This is a genomic window from Zhengella mangrovi (assembly GCF_002727065.1).
Classification (GTDB): Bacteria; Pseudomonadota; Alphaproteobacteria; order Rhizobiales; family Rhizobiaceae; genus Zhengella; species Zhengella mangrovi.
The window spans coordinates 107,299-125,170 of record NZ_PDVP01000011.1 but is presented as its reverse complement, the minus strand read 5'-3'; the positions used below and the strand labels follow the sequence as shown (position 1 = coordinate 125,170).

The 17,872-nt window shown below is 65.4% G+C and carries 16 protein-coding genes; 8 read left to right on the top strand and 8 right to left on the bottom strand.

All coding sequences use genetic code 11. The features are described 5' to 3' along the window. The first annotated feature begins 50 nt into the window (after nt 1–50). A complete protein-coding gene (locus tag CSC94_RS16810; protein WP_099307524.1) occupies nt 51–1,712 on the top strand; it encodes an acyl-CoA dehydrogenase family protein in 1,662 nt (553 codons plus the stop codon). 24 nt (nt 1,713–1,736) lie between these two features. Here CSC94_RS16810 and CSC94_RS16805 read toward each other — a convergent pair whose 3' ends face one another. Further along, nucleotides 1,737–2,462: a class II aldolase/adducin family protein gene (locus tag CSC94_RS16805; protein WP_099307523.1), complete on the bottom strand. Its 726-nt coding sequence runs from the start codon at nt 2,460–2,462 to the stop codon at nt 1,737–1,739. Nucleotides 2,463–2,494: 32 nt separating this feature from the next. Next, nucleotides 2,495–3,412, bottom strand: coding sequence for a DMT family transporter (locus CSC94_RS16800; protein ID WP_099307522.1), 918 nt, complete (start codon nt 3,410–3,412; stop codon nt 2,495–2,497). A 219-nt stretch (nt 3,413–3,631) separates the two neighbouring features. Here CSC94_RS16800 and CSC94_RS16795 point away from each other — a divergent pair, with 219 nt between their 5' ends. The 3 genes from CSC94_RS16795 to CSC94_RS16785 all read left to right on the top strand — a co-directional run bounded on the left by CSC94_RS16795 (nt 3,632) and on the right by CSC94_RS16785 (nt 7,195). Next, the gene (locus CSC94_RS16795) at nt 3,632–4,621 is read left to right on the top strand and encodes a TAXI family TRAP transporter solute-binding subunit (protein ID WP_099307521.1); all 990 of its coding nucleotides are present in this window, start codon (nt 3,632–3,634) and stop codon (nt 4,619–4,621) included. Between the two features lie 82 nt (nt 4,622–4,703). Further along, nucleotides 4,704–6,623: a TRAP transporter permease gene (locus CSC94_RS16790; protein ID WP_099307520.1), complete on the top strand. Its 1,920-nt coding sequence runs from the start codon at nt 4,704–4,706 to the stop codon at nt 6,621–6,623. A 62-nt stretch (nt 6,624–6,685) separates the two neighbouring features. Beyond that, nucleotides 6,686–7,195 (top strand): MarR family winged helix-turn-helix transcriptional regulator, encoded by a 510-nt coding sequence (locus tag CSC94_RS16785; RefSeq protein WP_099307519.1) that lies wholly within the window; start codon nt 6,686–6,688, stop codon nt 7,193–7,195. Here the strand turns inward: CSC94_RS16785 and CSC94_RS16780 are convergent. From CSC94_RS16780 to CSC94_RS16765, 4 genes are read right to left on the bottom strand one after another with little or no spacing between them, the layout of a single operon-like run. Beyond that, nucleotides 7,192–7,641, bottom strand: a complete 450-nt coding sequence (locus CSC94_RS16780; protein WP_099307548.1) for a hypothetical protein — start codon at nt 7,639–7,641, stop codon at nt 7,192–7,194. The two genes, CSC94_RS16785 and CSC94_RS16780, sit on opposite strands and share 4 nt — an antisense overlap. A gap of 11 nt (nt 7,642–7,652) precedes the next feature. Continuing rightward, the gene (locus CSC94_RS16775) at nt 7,653–8,645 is read right to left on the bottom strand and encodes a substrate-binding domain-containing protein (RefSeq protein WP_205853337.1); all 993 of its coding nucleotides are present in this window, start codon (nt 8,643–8,645) and stop codon (nt 7,653–7,655) included. Next, nucleotides 8,642–9,835 carry a Gfo/Idh/MocA family oxidoreductase gene (locus CSC94_RS16770; protein WP_099307518.1) on the bottom strand — a complete coding sequence of 398 codons (1,194 nt, stop codon included), beginning with the start codon at nt 9,833–9,835 and terminating at the stop codon, nt 8,642–8,644. The genes CSC94_RS16775 and CSC94_RS16770 overlap by 4 nt, the downstream gene beginning before the upstream one ends. Then, nucleotides 9,825–10,775: a PDR/VanB family oxidoreductase gene (locus tag CSC94_RS16765; protein WP_099307517.1), complete on the bottom strand. Its 951-nt coding sequence runs from the start codon at nt 10,773–10,775 to the stop codon at nt 9,825–9,827. The genes CSC94_RS16770 and CSC94_RS16765 overlap by 11 nt, the downstream gene beginning before the upstream one ends. 129 nt (nt 10,776–10,904) lie before the next feature. On the opposite strand from CSC94_RS16765, the gene CSC94_RS16760 reads away from it, so the two are divergent. Beyond that, nucleotides 10,905–12,185, top strand: a complete 1,281-nt coding sequence (locus CSC94_RS16760; RefSeq protein WP_099307516.1) for a Rieske 2Fe-2S domain-containing protein — start codon at nt 10,905–10,907, stop codon at nt 12,183–12,185. Between the two features lie 233 nt (nt 12,186–12,418). On the opposite strand, the gene CSC94_RS16755 is transcribed toward CSC94_RS16760, so the two are convergent. Together CSC94_RS16755 and CSC94_RS16750 are read right to left on the bottom strand one after the other, a co-directional pair. Continuing rightward, nucleotides 12,419–13,699, bottom strand: a complete 1,281-nt coding sequence (locus CSC94_RS16755; RefSeq protein ID WP_099307515.1) for a gallate dioxygenase — start codon at nt 13,697–13,699, stop codon at nt 12,419–12,421. Nucleotides 13,700–13,780: 81 nt separating this feature from the next. Further along, nucleotides 13,781–14,713 carry a LysR substrate-binding domain-containing protein gene (locus CSC94_RS16750; protein WP_165784479.1) on the bottom strand — a complete coding sequence of 311 codons (933 nt, stop codon included), beginning with the start codon at nt 14,711–14,713 and terminating at the stop codon, nt 13,781–13,783. Nucleotides 14,714–15,055: 342 nt separating this feature from the next. Between CSC94_RS16750 and CSC94_RS16745 the strand changes: the two genes are divergently transcribed. The 3 genes from CSC94_RS16745 to CSC94_RS16735 are packed head-to-tail and all read left to right on the top strand — an operon-like array spanning nt 15,056 to nt 17,863. Then, nucleotides 15,056–16,042, top strand: a complete 987-nt coding sequence (locus CSC94_RS16745) for a TRAP transporter substrate-binding protein (protein ID WP_099307513.1) — start codon at nt 15,056–15,058, stop codon at nt 16,040–16,042. Beyond that, complete coding sequence (locus CSC94_RS16740; protein ID WP_099307512.1) at nt 16,039–16,566, top strand: TRAP transporter small permease; 528 nt, start codon at nt 16,039–16,041, stop codon at nt 16,564–16,566. The genes CSC94_RS16745 and CSC94_RS16740 overlap by 4 nt, the downstream gene beginning before the upstream one ends. After that, nucleotides 16,559–17,863: a TRAP transporter large permease gene (locus CSC94_RS16735; protein WP_099307511.1), complete on the top strand. Its 1,305-nt coding sequence runs from the start codon at nt 16,559–16,561 to the stop codon at nt 17,861–17,863. The genes CSC94_RS16740 and CSC94_RS16735 overlap by 8 nt, the downstream gene beginning before the upstream one ends. Nucleotides 17,864–17,872: the final 9 nt, after the last annotated feature.

Here is a 17,872-nt window from a genome sequence, read left to right as displayed (position 1 = left end):
ACCGCCTGCTTCCCTCACATGGGTCGCGGACGTGCACGGGGAGGACCGCCATGACCAAGTTTGCACCGGCCACGGAACTTGAAACCCATGACGTGGCCAACCAGCCTGACGAATACCTGGGCCGCAACTTCTATCTCAACGACCCGGCCATGCGGGATGCGATCCGCCGTGAAGCCGGTGACTGGCTGGATGGCCGCATGACGCGCCTCGGCGCCGCGGTGGGCTCGCAGCAGGTCCTCGAATGGGGCGACCTGGCCAACCGCCACACCCCGGAACTGGTTTCCTTCGACCGCTACGGCCGCCGCCTCGACGAGGTGCGCTTCCACCCGAGCTACCATCACCTGATGACGCTCGCCATGGAGCACAACATCCATGACGTGGCCTGGACGACCGGCGATCCGTCGGCCCACGTCGGCCACTTCGGCCTTCTGGCCCTGTTCACCCAGGCCGAGTCCGGCACCATGTGCCCGATCAACATGACCTATGCCGTGGTCGCCTCGCTCAGGCAGCAGGGCGACGTGGCCCGCCCCTGGCTCGACCGGATCCTTGGCGGCTCCTACGATCCCGACCTGCGCCCCATCGGCGACAAGGCCGGCATCACCATGGGCATGGCGATGACCGAGAAGCAGGGCGGCAGCGACGTGCGCGCCAATTCCACCCGCGCCATCCCGATCGACGAGGAAGCCGGCCACTATCGCCTCGTCGGCCACAAGTGGTTCTGCTCCGCCCCCATGTCGGACGGCTTCCTGACGCTCGCCTATACCGACGCCGGCCTGTCCTGCTTCCTGGTGCCGCGCATCACCCCGGACGGCCGCCGCAACACCATCCATGTCATGCGGCTGAAGGACAAGCTCGGCAACAAGTCCAACGCGTCCAGCGAGATCGAGTATCACGGCGCCTTTGCCATCCTGCTCGGAGAACAGGGCCGGGGCGTCAACGTCATCATCGACATGGTCCACCACACGCGGCTCGGCACGGTCTCGGGAACGGTCGGGATCATGCGCATGGCCTTCATCCAGGCGCTCAACCACGTGCGTGGCCGCCGCGCCTTCCAGAAGACGCTGATCGACCAGCCGCTGATGCGTCTCGTCCTCGCCGACCTCGCGGTCGAATACGAGGCTGCCGTCGTGCTCGGTGCGCGCGTGGCCCGGGCCTTCGGCGAGACCGACCCATCCTCAAGGGCCTTCGCACGACTGGCCGTTGCGCTGGCCAAGTACTGGCTGACCAAGCGCAACCCGAATTTCGTGTTCGAATGCATGGAATGCCATGGCGGCGTCGGCTACGTGGAGGAGACACCCATGCCGCGCCTGTTCCGCGAATCGCCGCTCAATGCCATCTGGGAAGGCTCGGGCAACGTCATCGTTCTCGATGTCCTGCGCACCCTGCGCAAGGAACCCGAGGCCCTCGTCGCGTTTTTCGCCGCGATCAGTCCGGCGCTTGGCCGCTATGGCGACCTCGACGCCGCCGTGCGTGACCTCAGGGCGATGCTCGATGCCCCGCTGGGCGAGGGCGCCGGCCGCCTGCTGGTCGAACGCATGGCGCTCGTCCTCCAGGGCGCGCTGCTTGTGCAGGTGGCGCCGGAACCGGTCGCGCGCGCCTTCTGCGCCACGCGCCTCGGCGGACAAGGCGGCCATATGTACGGCGTCCTGCCGGACGGCATCGACACCGATGCCATCCTGGAGCGTCACCTCGAGGTGATCGACGCCGCCTGACACCGGTCTGCCGGCGGCTATGCCCTAGAGGCCGCGGAAACCGGCCCGCGCCGTCCAGTAGTCCCAGGCGCGCGCCCGCGGCATGTCGCCGGACAGCATGGCCGAGGCCTTGGCGATCTCGCCGGGCGACAGGTAGCCCGGCTGTCCGAGCGGCAGCGTCTTGAGGATCAGTTCGGCATTGTCGCGCATGTAGATCGAGACCATGCAGATGGCCTTGAGGTTCGCAGCCGCACACACCGCTCCGTGGCCGCGCAGCAGGCCGGCTGCGTTGGCGCCCAGCGTCCGGGCCAGCGAATGCCCCATCTCCAGCGAATCGACCAGCATGTTGGTGTCGCCGAATTCCGCCTGGCTGTCCCAGACGGGCACGTCGGCGCCCATGACCGAGGCCATGTGGAAGACCGGCCGCAGCGGCACGTCGGTCAGCGAGAACGGGATCACGGCCGGGGCGTGGTGGTGCGAAACCGAGTTCACTTCCGGGCGCGCCATGTAGATGGCCCCGTGGATGAACCGCTCGGCATAGGGGCGGCGGTGGTCCTCGGAGACCAGGGTGCCATCGAGTTCGAACTCCATGATGTCGTCTCGCGTGACGACCTCCGGGCTGCGCGACCGCGACAGCAGGAAGCGGTCGGGATTGGTCGGGTGGCGCACGCTGACATGGCCGAACCCGTCGATCACGCCTTCGCGCGCCAGGATCCGGTTGGCGATCACCAGGTCCTTGATCGCATTGTCCTTCAGGTCGTCTTCATGCATGGTTTTCTCCCTTCCTTTTTTTCTTGCCTGCCTCAGCCCAGGACCGACATCAGGATGACCCCGATGGTCGCCAGGACGGTGGCGGCAATGATGGTTTTCCCCGGCATCGGTTCCGTCCGGAACACGGCCACGGCGAGCACCGCCGAGATGTAGACCTCGATGGAATTGATGAAGGCAACGCGCCCGACTCCGGTCAGCATCAGTGCGGCAAACTGCGAGATCTGCCCGGCCGCCATCAGCACGGCCGCCAGCACCTGCCACGGGTTGGGCATCGAAAGCACGCCGGCCACGACGGCCCGGTAGTGCCGGTTGACCAGCGCCGCGACGCCGTAGAAGACGAGCGCCGTCAGCGATCCCGCGAAGGCACCGAAGAACGGATTTGCGTACTGTTCCAGCCCGAACTTGCGGGCGATGAAGCTCAGCGCGTAGAGGAAGGCCGAGGCGATCCCGAAACCCAGCCCGCGCGAGATCATGGCGCGCCGCGCCGGGTTGTCCGTGGTGATCCGGATGCTGGACCGGTTCTCCCAGTAGAGCAGCACGAAGCTGACCGCGATCAGCACCATGCCTGCCGCGGCGATGCCCGAAATCCGCTCGTCCAGGATCAGCCAGGCCAGCGGCACCGACAGGAAGGGCATCAGGCGCCGTGTCGTGGAGGCCCGGATGACGCCGGCGAATTCGATCGACTTGAACATGGTGATGCGCCCGCCCACCGTCGCCAGCAGGCCGGACCCGGCAAACCACAGGATCGAGAACCAGAAGCCGCCACTGCCCCCGCCGGTCCCCGCCGTGCCCGGGAACAGGGCCCAGGCAAGCCCGGCGAACAGGCCGGTGGCGATGGCCGACAGCAGGACGCCGCTTTCGCCGCTGCTCGTTTTCGCTCCCTTCGCGATGGCGACACTGGAAAGCCCGAAGGAAAAGGCGGCGGCAAGCGCGAGCAGTTCGCCGGTCAATGGGGCACCGCCGGAGGAAATCCCGTCATCGCTGCTGGCGGTCGCGAACGACCTGGCCCCTCCCGTTTCTTAGTCTTCTAAGGATTGCGGCTATATCCCGTTTCGCAAGCGCTGTCGAGCCGCCGTCAAATGCTGGCAAACGCGATTGACAGATCGGATTTCAGCGCCATATCCTGAAACAGTTAGCAATCTAATGATTGCCGATAGTGGGAGGAATCAATGAAAAAGACAATTGCGGGCGCCCTTGCCGGCGCCGCCGCCATGATGCTTCTGGTCACCGGTGGTGCCGAGGCCAAGACCTATAATCTCACCCTGTGCGGTGCGAGCCCCGGCGGCCTGTGGAGCCTGCTTGGCGCCGGAGTCGATGCCGCCGTCAAGAAGGCCTTCCCCGGTTCGACCGTCACCTACCAGACGTCCGGCGGCGGTCTCGCCAACGTCGCCCTGCTCGACAAGGGCCAGTGCGACCTGGCCATTATCCACGACGCCGAGGCCAAGCTCGCCATCGGCGGCAAGCCGCCGTTCCAGGCGCCGATCACCTCCATGGCCACCGTGGCCCAGCTCTACACCTGGGCGCCGATGCAGGCGATCATCAACGCCGATTATGCCAAGGAGCACAACGTCACCAGGCTGGAGGACATCGCTGCCCAGAAGCTGCCGATCCGCATCGCCCTCAACAAGCGCGGCAACATCGTCAGCTCGGTCGGCGAATCCATGCTCAACGCGATCGGTGCGAGCCCCGACAACATCAAGTCCTGGGGCGGCGACGTGCAGTTCGCTGCCTCCGGCGAGCAGGGCGATCTCATGCGCGACCGGCGTATCGACATGATCCTCAACTCGCTCTTCGTCAACCACAGCTCCATCCGCGAACTGGCCTCCTCGATCGACGTCAAGCTGCTGCCGATCACCGAGGAGACGGCCAAGACCGTGATCGACGAATGGGACATCAAGCCCTACACGATCAAGAACGAGGCCTATGACTGGACCGACCAGGATGTGCTGACGGTGACGGTCTCCGCCCAGCTCTTCGTGCGCGCCGATGCCGATGAGGCCATGGTGCATGACATCGCCAAGGCGCTCGTCGACAACGTCGACCAACTCAATGGCGTCCACAAGGCCATGGCTCCGCTCGACGTCAAGCTGATGGCCGGCGCGAAGACCGTGCCGTATCATCCGGCGGCGAAGAAGGTGTACGAGGAAGCAGGCTACTGATCCTGCGATGGCGGCGCCGGATACATGATGTGTCCCGGCGTCGCCGTTCCTTGTGATCGGGCAGGAAACGGCACGCAATCCCATGCTCAACATCTTTTTCGACACCGGGGCGCGACGCTCGCCGGGTGGACTGGTCGGCCATGCCGTCAAGGCATTTGCTGCCGGTACCGCTGTGTGGACCGTCTACGCGGCCGCCTTCTCGCGGGCTGACACCCTGTCGCTCATCATGACGTTCCTGTCACTGATGCTCGCGCTCACCTTCGTCCTGATCGGCCCGACCGCGAATTCGGACCGCCACAAGATCCCGTTCTATGACTGGCTTTTCGCGCTGCTCGCCGCCGTGACCGGCGTCTACTTCGTGTCGCAGGCCGACATGATCGCCCAGCGCATCACGCTGCTCGATCCCCTCTCGACGGCCGACGTGACCTTTGCCACGATCATCCTCCTGCTGACGATCGAGGCCATGCGTCGCACCGTCGGCGTCGGCCTCACCCTGATCGTGCTCGTCTTCCTGGCCTACAACCTGTTCGGCGACCGCCTCGGCGGCGTTCTGGGCCACGGCGAGATTTCCTACACCCATTTCCTCGACATCATCGTCTTCACCACCGACGGCCTGTTCGGCGTTCCGCTGCGCGTCGCAGCCACCTACGCCTTCCTCTTCGTCCTGTTCGGGACCACGCTTTCAGCCGCCGGCGGCTCGATCTTCTTCTACAACCTCGCCGCCTATCTGACCGGCAAGTCGCCTGGCGGCCCCGCCAAGATCGCGGTCATCTCCTCCGGACTTTACGGCACCATCTCGGGCAGCCCGACCTCCGACGTCGTGACCACCGGCGCCGTCACCATCCCGATGATGAAGAAGATGGGCTACCGCGCCACCTTTGCCGGCGCCGTCGAGGTCGCGGCGTCCACCGGTGGCAGCCTCCTGCCCCCAGTCATGGGGGCGGCGGCCTTCATCATGGCCGAGTATACCGGCATCGATTATGTCGACATCGCCTTTGCCGCGCTCATCCCGGCACTGCTCTACTATGTGCCGATCTACCTGCAGGTTCACCTGCGCGCCAAGCGCAACAAGCTGGCCGGCGTCGACCGCTCCGAGATCCCCACGCTGAGGATCACCATGCGCGAGGGCGGCCTGTTCATCATCCCGCTCGCCGCCATCACCTGGGCGCTGGTCGATGGCTACACGCCCACATACGCCGCGGTTTATGGCGTCACGGCGGTCTTCGTGGTCTCGCTGTTCCGCTCCAGGACGCGCCTGTCGCCGGCCAAGATCTACAACATCCTGGCCGAGACCAGCCTGCGCACGGTCCCCGTCGCGGGTGCCTGCGCCGCCGCCGGTCTCGTCATCGGCGGCATCACCATGACCGGCCTGGCCTCCAAGTTCAGCGCGCTGGTTTTCTTGCTGTCGGGCGCCGATCTCTTCTCGTCGCTGACCATCGCCGCGCTCCTGACGACCCTGCTCGGCATGGGCATGCCCACGCCCAGCGCCTATATCCTGGCGGCCGTGCTGATCTCGCCGGTGATGCGGTCGCTCGGCGTGGCGGACCTGCCCGGCCACCTTTTCCTGCTCTATTTCGCCGTCATGTCGGCGCTCACCCCGCCGGTTGCGGTCGCGGCCTATGCCGCCAGTGCCATCGCCGACGAGAATCCGCTCAAGATCGCCGCGCAGTCGGTGAAGATCGCCATCGGCGCCTTCCTCATTCCCTTCTGCTTCGTCTACAACCACGGCCTCCTGCTCCAGGGCAGCGTCTGGGAGATCGTCTACACCACGATCAATGCCGTCGCCGGCCTCGTCTGCGTGGCCATCGCGGTGGAAGGATTCTGGAACCGGCACCTGCCCGTCCTCGTGCGCCTCGCCCTTTTCGCTGCAGGCCTCCTGTTCCTGGCGGCCGGCTACCTGACGGCGGCCATCGCCCTCGCCCTCGTGGGCGCGGCGGCCCTCGTCGCCCGGATGACCGCCAGGCCACCGGCCATGGCCGCGGAGCCCAAGGCCGGAGAATAGGCCCGAGGATTGCGGCGGTCCCCGAAGCGCAGTAAACCGCGTCGACGAAGGGAACACGAAGCATGGATGAAAGCGACAGGAGACCGGGGCAGCAGGTCACAGATGACGCGATCCTGCCGTTTGACGACAGTGTCGGCTACCAGGTCCGCCAGACCCAGCGGCTTCTCCAGCGCTACCTCCAGCTCAAGATCGAGCCCTACGGCGTCACGCCCGGCATGTGGTACTTCCTGCGTGCCCTCTGGCACCAGGACGGCCTGACGCAGCGCGAATTGTCCCTCGTCGTCGGCACGATGGAACCGACGACCCTCACCGCCATTAAGTCGATGGAGCGCCGGGGCCTGGTCCGCCGCGTCAAGAATGCCGACGACCGCCGCAAGATCAACATCTACCTGACCCGCCGCGGCCATGCGCTGCGGCGCGAACTGATGCCGCTGGCCCGCCAGGTCGTGGAGGATTCCGTCGCCGGGTTCACCGGCGAGGAGCGGCGCGCCTTTCTCGGCCATCTCAAGGCCGTCCAGGACAACCTCCTGGCCTGCATGGACGACACCGAAACGGTGCGGCAGGAAGACTAGGTTTCGTCCAGGCCCCCGGCCAGGCGGGCCACGAAGGTCTCCGCCGGCATGACCTCGCGGATCGGCAGCAGCGCCTGCTCCGCCGTCAGGTCGCCCGCGTGGCTCAGCCCCTCGCCGTCCCACAGCCACCAGTAGACGACGTTGCCCTGCCGGTCGCGGATCGGCATGCGGAAGGTCGGAAACGCCTTGCATTCGGCGGGAATGGCGGCGGTCCCGAGCCGCGTCCCGCGAACCCTTCCCGTCTCCAGCGCACGCCCCAGCGGCAGCATGGCGATGAACCGGGTCTCCTGGCGCGCCAGCGCTTCCAGGTCGGCCGGCCGCGCGGTCTGCAGGCCCGTCAGTACCCGCACCACCTCCGGGTAGGACGGGTGATCGTGTATCACCTGGACATGGGCAGGGCCGCCGGGCGTCTCGATTTCGACGATGTCACCGGGAACGAGCTTCACGCCGCTTCCTTTCACAGGCTGTAGGCTTCCACCGTGGCGGGGTGGAACAGTTCGTCCACCTCGACCTTGCGCGGCGACAGGCCCTGGGCATGGTGGTAACGCAGGAAGGTTTCGAGCACCGCGCGGTTGGCATCGAGCCCGTAGGGCCAGAAGTCGCGCCCCATCAGCGCCCGTGCGCGGGCCAGGTTGTCTTCCACGAAGGGCATGGTCACCTTCGTCGCCGACGTGTCCGACAGCGCCTCGTCGGCCACCTGCTTGGCCTGGCCGAAGGCCTTGAGCAGCGCGCCCGGCAACCAGGGATGGCGGTCCGCGAGGCTGCGCCGCAGGCCAAGCACATGCATGATCGGGAAGATCCGCGTCTTCCGGAAATAGGCTTCCGCCTCCGCCACCGTGTCGGCGAACAGGCGGCCGATCTCGGGATGCCCCTCGTCGAAACAGCGCGGCGCACGCGGCCCGACGAACCCGTCGATCTGGCCGTCGATCAGCATCTGGTTCAGCGTCCCGCCTTCCGGTGCCTCGCTCATCCGGATGTCCGGCGGCAGGGTGACCTTGATCTTCTCGGGCCGGCCGGCCGTGTTCATGCCGCCGCGCACCCAGCCGATCTCCGACGGCTTCACTCCGTATTCGTCCTCGAGGATGCCCCGGAACCAGACATTTGCGGAAAGCTGGTACTCGGCAATGCCGATCCGTTTTCCCCTGAGATCCTCCGGCGTGAAGATGCCCCGGTCCTTGCGAACGTAGATCGACGTGTGCCGGAAGGCGCGCGACAGGAAGACCGGGATGGCGATGTAGTGCGGGTCGCCCCGCGCCACCGAGATCGAGTAGGACGAGATCGACAGTTCGGAAACGTCGAAGGCCTGGTGGCGGAAGGCCCGGAAGAACATCTCTTCCGGCGACAGCAGCATGGTGATCGGGTCGACGCCGTCGATCTTCACCCGTCCGTCATGAATCGCCCGCGTCCGGTCGTAGTCCCCCATTGCGATCGACAGTCTCAGGTCGCTCATGGCGCCTTGCCCTCCACGTTCGTTTGATGGTTCAGCCTGACAGGCATGCCGGTTTGCGCCGCCGAGAGGATGGCATGGCAGATCTCCAGGCTGGCCAGCCCCCAGGCGCCGGTCTGGACCGGCGGTTCGCCGTCGCGCACGGTCGCCACGATGGCATCGGTGATCTCCTTGCGCGGGTAGACGAGATCCGGCGCCGCGATGAACCGGCGTTCCGTGTCACCGTGCACATGCACCCCCTCCGGGGTCAGCCGCAGGTCCGCCCGGTCGCAGGATACGATGACCGGGCCGAAATGCTCGTGCCGCGTCGCCGGTTTCGGCATGTCGCCGGATCCGTAGGTGCGCGCGGTCTTCAGCCGGACTTCCTCGTCCGGCGAGGCGATGGCTGCCAGCTTGCGCCGCGCGTCGCCATGGCTCGTCTCGTCCTTCGCGTTTCCGAGTTCCCCGGTCCAGCCCATCCACGCGTCGCTGTCGAAATGCGCGTAACCGGAATAGGTGAGCGTGGCAAATGCGCCGCCGGCGAAGGAGACGAGCGCGCTGTAGGCGCCCTCTGTCGGCCGGTCCGGGTCCCAGCGCCCGGTCATGGCATAAACCTGCTCGCCCATGCCCCCGGCCAGCAGCCGGACGATGTCGATCTGGTGGATGCCTTGCGAGAACAGAACGCCGCCGCCCGTCTCGGTGCGCAACTCCTCCGGCCGCCGCGGCCGGTAGAGGAAATCGGTGTAATTGAAGGCATTGATCATCCGCACCTGGCCGAAGTCACCGCTTTCGATCAGCCGGCGGGCGAGCGCCACCGGCGCGTCAAAACTGTGGCTCGGCCCGACGACCAGGTGCACGCCGGCATCCCGGCAGGCCGCCACCATGCGCGCGCCATCGTCCATCGTGATGGCCAGCGGCTTGTCCACCAGCACGTGCTTGCCGGCCCTGGCGGCCGCGATCACGTGGTCTGCATGCATCTGGTGCGGCGTGGCGACGTAGACGATCTCCACCGCCGGATCGGCGCAAAGGCTTTCCACGTCGCCATAGGCCTTGCCACCGAATTCGGCCCGGAACGCCGCTCGGGACGCTTCCCGCGGCGCACAGGCCGCCACGAGGTTCAGCCGCGGGTCGGCACGGAAGGCCGCCAGCATGAGCACGAAGCCGCGCCCGAGGCCAATGACGCCGACGCCGACCGGGGAGCGATCAGAGGTCAAGGACCAGCTTCCCGCCTTCGGACCGCGAGACGCAGATCATGATGAAATCGTCCTTTTCCTCGTCCATCAGAACCATGTCGCGATGGTCCACCGCGCCGGAGACCAGGCGTGTCTTGCACGTACCGCAGGTGCCGCTCTCGCAGGAACTGACCGTGGCAAAACCCGCCTCGCGTAGGGTTTCAATGATCGTCCGGTCGGCCGGAACCGTGAGCGTCCTGCCGCTCCTGGCCAGTTCCACCTCGAAGGCCGCGTCGTCGGCGCGCACCACCTCGACCGGCTTGAAATCCTCGAAGTTGACGCGGCCTTCCGGCCAATGACCCGAAATCGCCTTGATCTCCTCCATCAGCGGTTTCGGTCCGCAGCAATAGACATGCATTGCCTGCGGTTCGGCGAAATGATCCCAGAAATCGTAGACCTTGTCCGGATCACCATCGTCGTGATGAACGGTCAGGCGGCTGCCGAAGGCCGCGCGCATCTCTTCCAGGTAAGCCGCTTCTTCCGCCGACCGCGTGCAATAGATGATCGAGAAGGACTTGCCGTCCTCGTCCAGCTTGCGCGCCATGGCATAAATCGGCGTCACGCCGATCCCGCCGGCGATCAGCAGGTACTTGTTGGCCTGCTTAAGCGGAAACTCGTTCTCCGGCGGTTCGACCACGAGTTCGGTTCCTTCGACGGCCTCGTCGTGCATCGACCGGGAGCCGCCGCGCGACTCCGCTTCAAGCTTCACCGCCAGGACATAGCTCTCAGGATCTTCTCCCGGCCCGACCAGCGAATAGCGCCGCATCGCCCCCGACGGCGTCTGCACGGTGACATGGGCCCCCGGTTCGTAGTCCGGCAGGGCCGCGCCATCGGCGGCAACCAGCGTGAATTCCGCAATCGTCGGCGTCAGCATGCGGCGGCTTGCCACCTTCATGCGCATTGCATCGCTCCCATCCCTCATGCGTGAGTGTATCCTCCCGTCACCGGACATACTTAGAAAGCTAACTATTTTGTGTCAATGGCTGGACGGACGTGGCCTCGCGTTCTATTTTTGCTTAGAAAGCTAATCAGATTTTTCCCGGGAGGTTCCATGCTTACGCAGGAAGAAAACGCCATCCTGACCGAAGTCGGTCCGGACAAGCCCATGGGCAAGCTGATGCGCCAGCACTGGACGCCGGTCTGCCTGATCGAGGAGGTTGCCGAACCCGATGGCACGCCGCTGCTGGTCGAGGTCCTTGGCGAGCGCTACGTCGCCTTCCGCAACAGCGACGGCAAGCTCGGCCTGCTCGATGAGCTGTGTCCGCACCGCCGCGCCTCTTTGGTGCTCGGCCGCAACGAGGAATGCGGCTTGCGCTGCCTGTACCACGGCTGGAAGTTCGATGTGGACGGCAATGTCGTGGCCATGTCGTCCGAGCCGGAGGGCAGCCCGCTGATGAACAAGGTCAAACACCGTTCCTACCCGGTGAAGGAATGGGGCGGGTTCGTCTGGGCCTGGTTCGGCGAGAAGGACGCGGCCCCGGACTTCGATCCGCCGGCCTTCGCCCCGGCGGAGGACACGCCCGTGTCGATCCTGAAGATCCGCATTCCCTGCAACTGGGCGCAGATTCACGAGGGCCAGATCGATAGCGCCCATTCCTCCAGCCTGCATTCCTCCGACATGGTACCGGCCCGCGTCGAGCGCGCCTCGGCCGACGACAAGTCCTGGTACCGGCCATCGACCGACAAGTCGCCGCGGATGCAGACCCAGACGACGAGCTACGGCTTCCACTATGCCGCCATCCGCAAGCCGATCAAGAATGCTGCAACGCACAATTACCTGCGGATCACCGAGTTCATCGCGCCCTATTACTCGTTGATCCCGCCGAACAACATGTACAACGTCGCCTCCGTCATCGTGCCGATCGACGACGTGACGACGGCCTTCCATTTCATCGCGTGGGGCACCGATGAAGTGCCTTCCACCGAGGAATGGCGCAAGTTCGCCCATGCCCGCAAGGGCATCGATCTGAACGATCGCTGGGAACCGGTGCGCACGCTGGAAAACAACTTCCTCCAGGACCGGCAGGCCATGAAGCTCGGCAATTTCACCGGCATCAAGGGCATCCCCAACCAGGACATCGCCATGTGGGTCACCCAGGGCCCGATTGCCGACCGGTCCGCCGACATTCTCGGCGCCTCCGACCTTGCCATCGTCGAGTTCCGCCGCCTGATGGTGGATGCCGCGCGCAAGGTCGCCGAGGGTGGCGCGGCCATCGGCACGGAGGAGCCGCGCGTCCGCCAGGGCACGATCGCCTCGCGCGAAGGCGTCTATCCCAAGGATGTCGACTGGCGCACGCTCGGCGACAACAAGGACGCCGTGGCGGCGGAATAAGCATTTTGCAGCCCGGTGATATCACCGGGCGTCGCATAAATGCGATGGGAAAGAACCCCGGTTTTGCAGCCCGGAGATATCGCCGGGCGTCGCACGAATGCGATGGGAAAGAGCCGGATCTTGCAGTACGGCGATGGCGTCGGCGGACATGTGAAGCCGGAGAAAGAAAGAGGCGGGACCCGGTACCCGGACCCCGCCTTTCCCGTCTTCGAAAGCGAACGCCGGCCAGTCCCTCAGGCCTTGTCCATCTGCTTCACCTTGTCGCCGCCGGCCACCGAATAGGTGATCGGCACCTTGCGGGTGGCGAGGAATTCCTCCAGCGTTTCGCCCCGGAAGGCGGCATAGACCTGCGGGTTCGGCACGCCGATGACGGCCGCCATCTTTTCGAGCACGAAGAAGCTCACGCCGTGGCGGATCATCTCGATCCACTTGCGGTCGCGGATCAGGGTTTTTTCTTCGTCCGTCAGGCCGTATTCCGATGCCAGCGCGTCGAAATCGCCGAGGAAGCGCTCCCTGTGAGCCGGCTCGACCAGCCGGTGCAGGAAGTCGTTGATGCGGAAATTGGCCTGGCTGCGGGCATGGGTGAAGGGATAGGTTCCGGCGAGCGTCTCCGCCCCTTCCAGTTCATGGCCGATATGCTTGCGGTAGGCGGCGATCTCCTCGGCATCCGGCTCGCCCCCCTCGTCCTCGAAAACGAGCGTGGCGATATTCGTCACCGACGGCGCATAGGTCTGCTTGTGGACGAGGCGGACCCGGTCCGACAGCGCACCGCGCATGATCAGCCACATGATGACTTCCGCGCCTTCCATCCCGCCCTTCACCGCGTAGTCGGCGATGCGCATGTCGACGAGCGCCTGCGGATTGGTTTCCAGCAGGTCGAGGAATTCGTTGTCCCAGTCCTCGTTGACAAAGCCGGCCCGCTCTCCGTGCACCTGGTGCGACAGGCCGCCGGTCGCGAACACCGCCACGCGCAGGTCTTCCGGGTAGCTCTCGATGGCCTTGCGCAGGCTCTTGCCCAGCTTCCACATCCGCTTCGCGCCCGGTATCGGCAATTGCAGCACGCCGACCTGTAGCGGAACCACCTTGCCCGGCCATGGACCGCTCTCGTCGCCGAGCATCGACAGCGGCGACAGGAAGCCGTGATCGACCGGCTTTCCCTGGAAGAAGGACATGTCGAACTCGTCGGCCACGAGCGCCGTGGCGATGTGCCGGGAGAGGCCGAGGTGGCCCGAGGCCGGGGCGACGTCACGCGGACCGCCGCCCTCGTCAGCCGGGCGATAGGTGTCGTCGATGCCCATGGCGAAGGCCGAGTAGTGGTCGAAGAAGAACGACGTGATGTGATCGTTGTAGATCATGAACAGCACGTCGATGTTCTTGTCCTGCACCCATTTGCGGATCTCGGCGAAGCCGTCGAAGATCGGCTTCCAGGCCGGGTCGTTCTGCTTCCCGGTGTCCTTGGCGAAGCCGATCGTGGGTGAATGGGATGCGCCGATGCCGCCGATGATCCTGGCCATGGGAAATGTCCTCCGAAACGTGATCTGAAGGACCTTCTAATTTCACGATATTTGCATGTGAAATGCCATTTTGAATTGCTTTTATAACATTTCTGTCATGATTCTGTTTTTGGCAATCGTCCGGATGATGCCGAGGAACCGTTCCTCGACAAGTGTCAGCCGGCGGCGGGGGTCGGTCGTGATCCCCACGGACGCGTCGATCCGCCAGCCGGAGACGGCCAGTTCGCTCAGGTCCCCGGTCTCCAGGTCGCGCGACACCACGCCCTCCGGCGCGATCCACACCCGGTCGTCGTCGATGACGAGACGCCGCGCCAGCGCCATGGAATCGGTTTCGATGGCATCGTCCAGCCGGCTGACCCCCTGCGAGAAAAGGAAGCGGTCCGTTTCGGCGCGGATGATCGTTTCCGGCTGGTGCAGCACGAGGCGCATCTGCGCCAGTTCGCCGGGCGGGATCGGCTCGCTTCCCTGCAGCGGATGCCCCGCCCGGACCACGCAGGTCACCCGTTCCGAGTAAAGGTGCTCGAACGACAGGCCGGTAAGAAGGTCGGAACCGGCGATCCGCCCGATGACGAAGGTCAGGTCGCCATGGCGCAGCATGGTCATGTGATCGGCATTCGTGCCATGCAGAACCCGCAGCACGGTACGCGGCGCCGCCCGCCGCATTTCAGTAAGCGCCTGCGGCATCAGCGAGACCGCCTCCGGCAGCGTGCCGACCACGATGGTGCTCTCCGCCTGCTCCGACGGCTGAAGCGCCGCGTAGGCCTGGCGGATCTGCGCCGCGCCCGGCGCCGCGAACTGGTAGAACTTCTCGCCGAGGTCGGTCAGCCGGCTGCCGCGCTTGCTCCGCTCCGTCAGCCTGGCCCCGGTGATCGCCTCGAGGTCGGCCAGCGCCCGCGAGACCGCCGACTGCGCCATATTGAGCGACTCCGCCGCCCGGCTGACGCTCTGGTAGCGGGCAACCTCGAGGAAGCAGACGATCTGCCGGAACTTGATGCGATTGTCGTTGACCGTCATTTGATTTGCCCGAAACATGATTTGAATGGCTTCTGCGCCAATTTAATATGACAGAATAGATATAAAACCATATCGAAATAGCAATTCTGTCGCGCGGCGGGCTTCGATATGGGTTTGTCACATGTGAACGGGAGGACACGCAACGCCAGGTGCTGGCGGATGACAGGTGTCCGCACGATCATGTGATGCCTGCGGCGGGAAACGCCGGCCTGACGGATGGCAGGCCCCCGCAAGCCGCGGGCCAAAGGCATCGGCCCCGGGCATTCCGGCCCGGAACGTCTCGAACGAGGCGCAGACCGCACGACGGTCTCGCCCAAACACCCGCTACGGGAGGAGAAACCAATGATGAAGACTTTGCTGGGACTGGCATTGACCGCCGCCGTTGCCATGGCCGCGCCCATGGTTCAGGCCACGGAACTGAAGCTCGCCGATTTCCAGCCGCCCACGCATTTCGTGGTCGGCAAGGTCTATGACCCGATGAACGAGGCGATTTCCGCGGCCACCAACGGCGCGGTGACGCTGAAGGTCTTCATGGGCGGGGAGCTTGGGCCCGGCCCGCGCGACCAGTACAACCGTGCCGTCGACGGCGTCGCCGACATCGTCTTCGGCCTGCCCGGATACACCGCCTCCAACTTCCCCAAGACGCTTCTGACGGAACTGCCCGGCGTCATCTCCGCCGACACCGGGACCGAAAAGATCGTCGCCAACATGGACATGCTCGACAAGGAATACCGCCGCGTCGTGCTGCTGTCGCTGTGGAACAACGCGCCCAACCTTCTGCTCACCGCCCAGAAGCCCGTGCGCAGCATGGACGACTTGAAAGGCCTGAAGATCCGCGTTCCCTCGCGCAATGCCGGCCTGGTGGTCGAGGCATGGGGCGCCACGCCGGTTTCCATGCCGGCTCCTGAAATCTACAACGCCATGCAGACGGGCGTCATCGACGGCGCCATGATCGATGCGACCACGCTGAACGCCTTCAAGCTCAAGGAAGTGACGAAATATGTCACCATGGGCATGGAGACGACCATCTCCAGCTTCTTCCTGATCATGAACCGCGACGCCTTCTCCGGCCTGACCGATGACCAGCAGAAGGCGGTTCTCGAAGCCGGCAGGCAGGCCTCGCTCAACGGCAACAAGGCCTGGCTGGGGATCGCCGACAAGGCACTCGCCGCGTTCAAGGAGACCGACGGCAAGGAAGTGATCACCCTGTCGTCCGAAGAGGCAGGCAAGTTCGACGCGGCATCCGCGCCGGTCGTCGCGAAGGTGATCGCCGAGGCCGATGCCGCTGGCCTGGACGCCACGGCCTTTGTCGAAGCCCTCAAGAAATGAGCGGATACACCTCCGGGGAAGACAATCGCGGACTGGCCCACTCGACACCCGTCGAGTGGGCCGTCCGGCTCCTGACCACGCTGTCCGCGGCCTCCCTGGCCGTGGTCCTCATCGTCACCTTCATCGGCGTCATCATGCGCTACGTCTTTGCAGCGCCCATCCTGGGCAGCAACGAGATCATCCAGCTGGCCTCCGTCGGCCTCGTCATGCTGGCCATGCCGCTGGCGACCCAGCAGGAGATCCATATCCGGGTCGATGTCTTCGACCGCCGTATCGGCGCGCTCGGGCGCTTCGCCGGCGATATCCTCTCGCGCGTCATCGCCGCCTTCATCCTCGCGATGCTGGCGCTGCGCGCTTGGGACAAGATGCTGGATTCCGCCGAGTTCGGCGATGCCACCAACATGCTCGCGCTGCCGCTCTGGCCTTTCTACGGACTGCTGGTCGTGGGCGCCGTGCTCTATGTCGTTGTCCTTGTCCTGCAACTCGCCGATATCCTGCGCGGGGGAGTGAACAGCCGTGACTGATTTCATGATCGGCCTGTCCGGACTGGGCGCCATGTTCGTCCTGATGATCCTGCGCATGCCTGTCGGCATGGCGATGCTCGCCGCCGGCTATTTCGGCACCATGGTTCTCAACGGCACCCGCTCCGCCAACGCCCTGCTCGTCACCGAGACCTTCTCGGCGGCGTCCAACTATTCGCTCACCGTGGTGCCGCTGTTCATCCTGATGGGCAACATCGCCTCGGCCGCCGGCTTCAGCCGCCGCCTCTACGAGGCTGCCTTTGCCTGGGTCGGCTGGCTGCGCGGCGGGCTCGCCTCGGCCTCGATCGTCGGCTGTGCCGCCTTCGCCGCGGTCAGCGGCTCGTCGGTCGCCACCGCCGTCACCATCGGCAAGGTCGCCCTGCCCGAGATGAAACGCTTCGGCTATTCCGATGCGCTGTCCACCGGCGCCATCGCCGCCGGCGGCACACTCGGCTTCCTCATCCCGCCATCCACCGGCTTCGTGCTCTATGCCATCCTGACAGAGGAGAGCATCGGCCAGCTCTTCATGGCCGGCATCCTGCCCGGCCTGCTGCTGACGGGCCTGTTCATGATCGCCGTGGCGCTCGTCACGTGGCGCAATCCGGAAGCCGGTCCGCGCGGCGCGTCGGTGGAAATGGCGGAGCGGTTCCTCGCCCTCACGCGCGCCCTGCCGCTGGTTACCGTGATCGTGGTCTCCATCGGCGGCATCTACCTCGGTGTCTTCACCCCGGTCGAAGCCGCGGGCGTGGGTGCCGGCCTGGTCATCCTGATGGCGCTCGCCGGCCGCAAGCTCGACTGGGTGACGCTGAAGGGTGCCGTCTCGGACACGGTGCGCACCACCGCCATGCTCTATCTCATCGTCATCGGCGCCAGCCTGCTCAACCCCTTCCTGGCGCTGACCCAGCTCCCCGCCACGCTCGGCGAGATCATGACCTCGCTCGGACTCGGCGCCTACGGCGTGCTTTTCCTCATCGTCGTCGCCTATCTGGTGCTCGGCATGTTCATGGACGGGCTCGCCATGCTGGTGGTGACCATCCCGATCTTCTTCCCGATCATCACCGCGCTCGGCTTCGACCCGATCTGGTTCGGCGTCATCGCGGTGATCATCATCGAGATGGGCATGATCACGCCGCCGGTCGGCCTGAATGTCTTCGTCGTCAAGAGCGTGGCCGACAACGTTCCCATGGCCACCATCTTCCGCGGCGTCCTGCCGTTCTGGTTCGCCATGATGGCCTGCCTGCTGCTGATCGTGATCTTTCCGCAGATCGCCCTGGTCATCCCGCAGGCCATGTTCCAGTAGCAACCGGAA

Bases quoted from the DNA above. Each gene is read 5' to 3' on its own strand.
- CSC94_RS16810 (WP_099307524.1), top strand. From the start codon at position 51: ATGACCAAGTTTGCACCGGCCACGGAACTTGAAACCCATGACGTGGCC.
- CSC94_RS16805 (WP_099307523.1), bottom strand. From the start codon at position 2,462: ATGCATGAAGACGACCTGAAGGACAATGCGATCAAGGACCTGGTGATC.
- CSC94_RS16795 (WP_099307521.1), top strand. From the start codon at position 3,632: ATGAAAAAGACAATTGCGGGCGCCCTTGCCGGCGCCGCCGCCATGATG.
- CSC94_RS16790 (WP_099307520.1), top strand. From the start codon at position 4,704: ATGCTCAACATCTTTTTCGACACCGGGGCGCGACGCTCGCCGGGTGGA.
- CSC94_RS16785 (WP_099307519.1), top strand. From the start codon at position 6,686: ATGGATGAAAGCGACAGGAGACCGGGGCAGCAGGTCACAGATGACGCG.
- CSC94_RS16775 (WP_205853337.1), bottom strand. From the start codon at position 8,645: ATGAGCGACCTGAGACTGTCGATCGCAATGGGGGACTACGACCGGACG.
- CSC94_RS16765 (WP_099307517.1), bottom strand. From the start codon at position 10,775: ATGAGGGATGGGAGCGATGCAATGCGCATGAAGGTGGCAAGCCGCCGC.
- CSC94_RS16760 (WP_099307516.1), top strand. From the start codon at position 10,905: ATGCTTACGCAGGAAGAAAACGCCATCCTGACCGAAGTCGGTCCGGAC.
- CSC94_RS16755 (WP_099307515.1), bottom strand. From the start codon at position 13,699: ATGGCCAGGATCATCGGCGGCATCGGCGCATCCCATTCACCCACGATC.
- CSC94_RS16750 (WP_165784479.1), bottom strand. From the start codon at position 14,713: ATGACGGTCAACGACAATCGCATCAAGTTCCGGCAGATCGTCTGCTTC.
- CSC94_RS16745 (WP_099307513.1), top strand. From the start codon at position 15,056: ATGATGAAGACTTTGCTGGGACTGGCATTGACCGCCGCCGTTGCCATG.
- CSC94_RS16740 (WP_099307512.1), top strand. From the start codon at position 16,039: ATGAGCGGATACACCTCCGGGGAAGACAATCGCGGACTGGCCCACTCG.